At 65.7% G+C, this 3,976-nt stretch carries 4 protein-coding genes; 1 reads left to right on the top strand and 3 read right to left on the bottom strand.

All coding sequences use genetic code 11. The annotated features are described in order from the left end of the window. Positions 1-153: 153 nt before the first annotated feature. The gene (locus MJD61_00735) at positions 154-528 is read right to left on the bottom strand and encodes a hypothetical protein (protein MCG8553805.1); all 375 of its coding nucleotides are present in this window, start codon (positions 526-528) and stop codon (positions 154-156) included. 390 nt (positions 529-918) lie between these two features. On the opposite strand from MJD61_00735, the gene MJD61_00730 reads away from it, so the two are divergent. Next, positions 919-2,019, top strand: a complete 1,101-nt coding sequence (locus tag MJD61_00730; GenBank protein MCG8553804.1) for a prephenate dehydrogenase/arogenate dehydrogenase family protein — start codon at positions 919-921, stop codon at positions 2,017-2,019. Here MJD61_00730 and MJD61_00725 read toward each other — a convergent pair. Together MJD61_00725 and MJD61_00720 are read right to left on the bottom strand one after the other, a co-directional pair. Continuing rightward, complete coding sequence (locus MJD61_00725; GenBank protein ID MCG8553803.1) at positions 1,991-3,205, bottom strand: Nramp family divalent metal transporter; 1,215 nt, start codon at positions 3,203-3,205, stop codon at positions 1,991-1,993. The genes MJD61_00730 and MJD61_00725 overlap by 29 nt on opposite strands. 588 nt (positions 3,206-3,793) lie before the next feature. Further along, a partial coding sequence (locus MJD61_00720) for an AgmX/PglI C-terminal domain-containing protein (protein ID MCG8553802.1) occupies positions 3,794-3,976 on the bottom strand: 183 nt, incomplete at its 5' end.

The raw sequence follows: 3,976 nt of genomic DNA, 5'->3' as shown, positions 1-3,976 counted from the left end.
CCTGTGCCCCGGCAACGTTAGGCCGGATTCAAAGCACGTATCGATGGGTGAGTCGCGACTCCTGTGCCGTCCTTCTCGGCTGGCGCCCACTTCTCGTATTGCCGACTGCGCACCGCGCTGCCGGAGGGGACCACTGCATGTCCTTGACACCTGCTAGTCGAGCGCGGCGAGGGCCAACCCAATGAAGCCGGGACTCCGTACGGTGAGGGCCAGGCCGACGGACAGATACGAAACTGGGCCGATCCGACGATAGCGGCTTTCGAGCTCAAAGCCGATCGTGGTCTCCCCGAGGTACGAGCCGGCAACGAAGCCGTCAGGCGCGCTGCTTTCCAGGTCCCCAGCCGCGAAACTGCGGGTTTCGACTGCAACAGCCAATGCCGTGCCGAATCCCCATGAACCGCGGGAGCGCCCGCGCACGAGCCCGACACTTGCCGTAGCAAGCGCGCGAAGCGTCGGCGTGCGCAAACGCGGGGGCAACACGGCAAACGCGACGTAGGGTCCGTTGACCGTGCCTCGTCTGTCGCCCAACCACTCCCATTGGTACCCGAGTCCAGCGTCAAGCTGCCTATGCGCCCGAGACGATACCAGCTGCAAGGGGTACACTCCCAGCCGCAACGAGGGCCCAGTCGCCGCTCCCGAGCATGCATCAGTCGAGTGGCCGCGAGCCCCGCCCCCGAGACAGCCCCCAGCGGGTACGGGCAGCCTACCCACGAATTGATTCACGCCGACGTGTGCTCGAAGCGGTGGCAACACCACCGGAACTGCAATGCAGCCGCAAAGGCCGCACGCAAAGGACAATGCAACCCAAGCCCACCCGAGCTCCACAACTCGTCGCCGCCGCCTGCAGGAACTCGTATTCGGGACCATCCGAGCGCTGCTTGTCGCGCGTGGCACCGATTTCGGCCATGCTGTGAGCCCATGGCTCTCCCCTTCGACCCGATCGCGATCCTCGGCTATGGCCACTTCGGCCGCGCGCTGAGCGCGCTGGCCTCGGATGCCGGGTTGAAGGTGCGCGTCTACGACCCCCACGTCGCTGTGCCGGCGGCCCAGCGGGCACCGACGCTGCAAGCGTGTCTGTCGGGCGCGCCGTGTGCCTTGCTGGCAGTGCCCATGGAGGCCTTCCGAGACGTACTTGGCGGAATCCGGCCCCTGCTCTCGCGCGAAAGCGTGGTCATCGACGTGACGTCCGTGAAGCGGCCGGCGGTTCAGGCCTGTCGCGACCTGCTCGGCGACGTCATCCCCTGGGTCGCTACCCATCCACTTTTCGGACCCGCGAGTCTCGCGCGCGGCGAGCCGCTGCAAGCGGTGGTCTGCCCCGATACCCCGCACCATTCCGCCCGAGCACAGGTGGAGGCGCTCTACCACAGACTGGGCTGCCGCATCATCCTGCAGGACTCCGATGGGCATGACCAACTGATGGCCGAGACGCACGCGCTCGCCTTCTTTATCGCCAAGGGCATGCTGAGTATCGGGGCGGGACAAGGTCAGCAGGGTGTACCCCCTTCCTTTGGCGCGATGGCGAGCACCATTGAAACCGTGCGCAGCGATGCCGGACACCTCTTCTTTTCGATCCAGCATGCCAACCCGCATGCGGCGGCCGCCCGCAAGCGGCTGCTCGACGCGCTCGGTCGTATTCACGACGAGCTCGCCGCGGTCAAGCAGTCGCCCACTTCCGCCGCCGAGCGGCTCGCGATTCCTACCGCTCCGCCGCCCGAGCTGGCCGACACGCGGGAAGCCATCGATGTTATCGATGCCTCGATCGTTCAGCTGCTCGCGCAGCGTGCTCAGCTGGCTCGCCGTGCCGCCCGGGTCAAGGCGGAAGGCGGCCGCGCGGTGCACGATCCCGCACGCGAGCACCGGCTGCTGGAAGCCCGTCGCGAAGCCGCGACTGGAGCCGACCTCGATCCAGACGCCACGGCCGACGTGTTCGAGGCCATCCTGCGCCTGAGTCGCACCGAGCAACACCGCTGGCTCGACGCGCACACGCGCACTAGCCAAAAACCGCCTGTGCGACCTTGACCAGCTGCACAAGACCCAGGAACGTCGCGATGACCACGACGAAGCTCGCGGCCAGGTTGCTCCACAGGCGATTGCGATAGCCCTTCATCAACCGAGACTGATTGACCGCCACCACGAGAAAAACCGCAATTAGAGGCAGAATCAGGCCGTTGGCGGCCTGGGCAAACAGGATCACGTGAACGGGCTTCTTGCCGAGCAGGGCCAGTATGCTCCCGGCCAAGAGAACCAACATCCAGACGGATCGGGTACGTCGGCCCTCGAGGCCTTCGTTCCAGGCAAAGGCATCGCTTGCTGCGTACGCCGCCGCCAAGGGAGCGGTGATGGCACTGGTCGTTCCGGCGGCCAGCAGGCCACACGCGAAAAGGGACCTGGCGATTCCACCCGCAACCGGTTCGAGCTGGGCGGCCATCTCGGGCAAGCCGATCGATGTGCTGTCAAGCCCGCGAAAGGCTACGCTGGCCGTGCACAACACCGCGAAGGTCACAAAGCCCCCACCGACGATCGCTGCGACGGTGTCGATCCGGCTGGCGCGCAGTGCTTCCCCAGGCGGAAGGCCCGCCGGCCATTTCTCCATCACCGAGCGCGAATGCAGGAAGAGGTTGTAGGGCACGACCGTGGTCCCCACGAGGGCCAAGGCGGTGAGCGCGGCGGCGGGTGGAAGGGTGGGAGGCAGCGACGCTCTGACGATCGCGCCAAGGTCCGGCCCCACCAGCAGCATGCTGAGCACGAACATGCCGCTCATCGCCAGCACCAAGGCCACCAACAGGCGCTCGAGCGTTCGATAGCGGCCTGTCCAGAGCGCGACGAATGAGAAGGCGGAGATGCCTGCAACGGACCACGACAGACCACCGGAGGTCAAGAGATCGGCCCCAACTGCCGCGCCAAGGATGTTGCCCGTCTGGAAGGCCGCGTTGCCGGCGACGATGGCACAGACCACGATGAAAACCACGGACGCCCGCAGGAGCGGCGTCGAAAAGCTCTCACGCAACGCTTGCGCAAGCCCCCTTCGAGCGACCAGGCCTAAGCGGCCAGCCATCTCCTGCAATACCACGGCGGCAAACACCGCAAAGATCAGACACCAAAGCAGCCGATAGCCATGGCGGGCTCCGGCGAGGCTGGCTGTGGTTACCGTGCCTGGACCGATAAAGGCGGCAGCCACGATGAATCCGGGTCCAAAACGGCGCATGCTGCTATCGGCTCGCTAGCCTGAATCGATCGCCCATTTCGAGACTTCCCCACCGCGGAGGTTGGCCCTATGGCGGTGATCGACCTTACCCGAAACAACGTTCTGGGACCATCGTGTGCGTGCGAGTCGGTCTGCATTAGCCCGCATCTGTGCAGGCAGAGGGCCGGGCGCCGCCGGCAAGGCGCGACGACGAGGAATACTGCGGGTCTGATGATCGATCAGATATCTTGAGAGAAAGTTTGGCGACGGCGTATTGCAGGCTGGACGATTCGGCAGCGGGTTGCGACGACATCGTGGTCGGGGTCGTGGTCGTGGTCGGTCCGAGGCAACCTAGGCAGTGGTGAGTCTCGTGGGCGGGTGCTTGGTCAGGGGCAGGGGCTGGGTCGGGGCCTGACACGGGGTCGGGATCGCGGTCGTGGGCCTCGGTCCCTGTCTCGGCCTCGGTCCCTGTCTTGAGCCTGGGTCCCTGAACTGCTGCCCATCCCTAAGGCCCGCGGAAGAATAACTCGTCGAGGCCGGCTGCGCAGGGTGGATGCGATAGGTTTTTTCTACACCACATGTGCCGGATCATCAGACTGACCCGACGCCCTAGTAGCAGGCGGTGTCTTGTGCGGGATCCAGGTTGAGGACCCACGGGTACGTGACCGTCGTCGATCCGAGTGTCGCAAGCGCCGGGAAGCGCCAGGAACGGACCGCACGGACTATACAGCGTTCCACATCGGGGTCACCCATGCTCGAAGCAGCGAGGTTCGCGCGCTCGACCTCGCCGCT

This window comes from Pseudomonadota bacterium (assembly GCA_022361155.1).
Classification (GTDB): Bacteria; Myxococcota_A; Polyangia; order Polyangiales; family JAKSBK01; genus JAKSBK01.
Note: the sequence above shows the minus strand (reverse complement) of the source record. Positions and strands in the feature narration are given on the sequence as shown.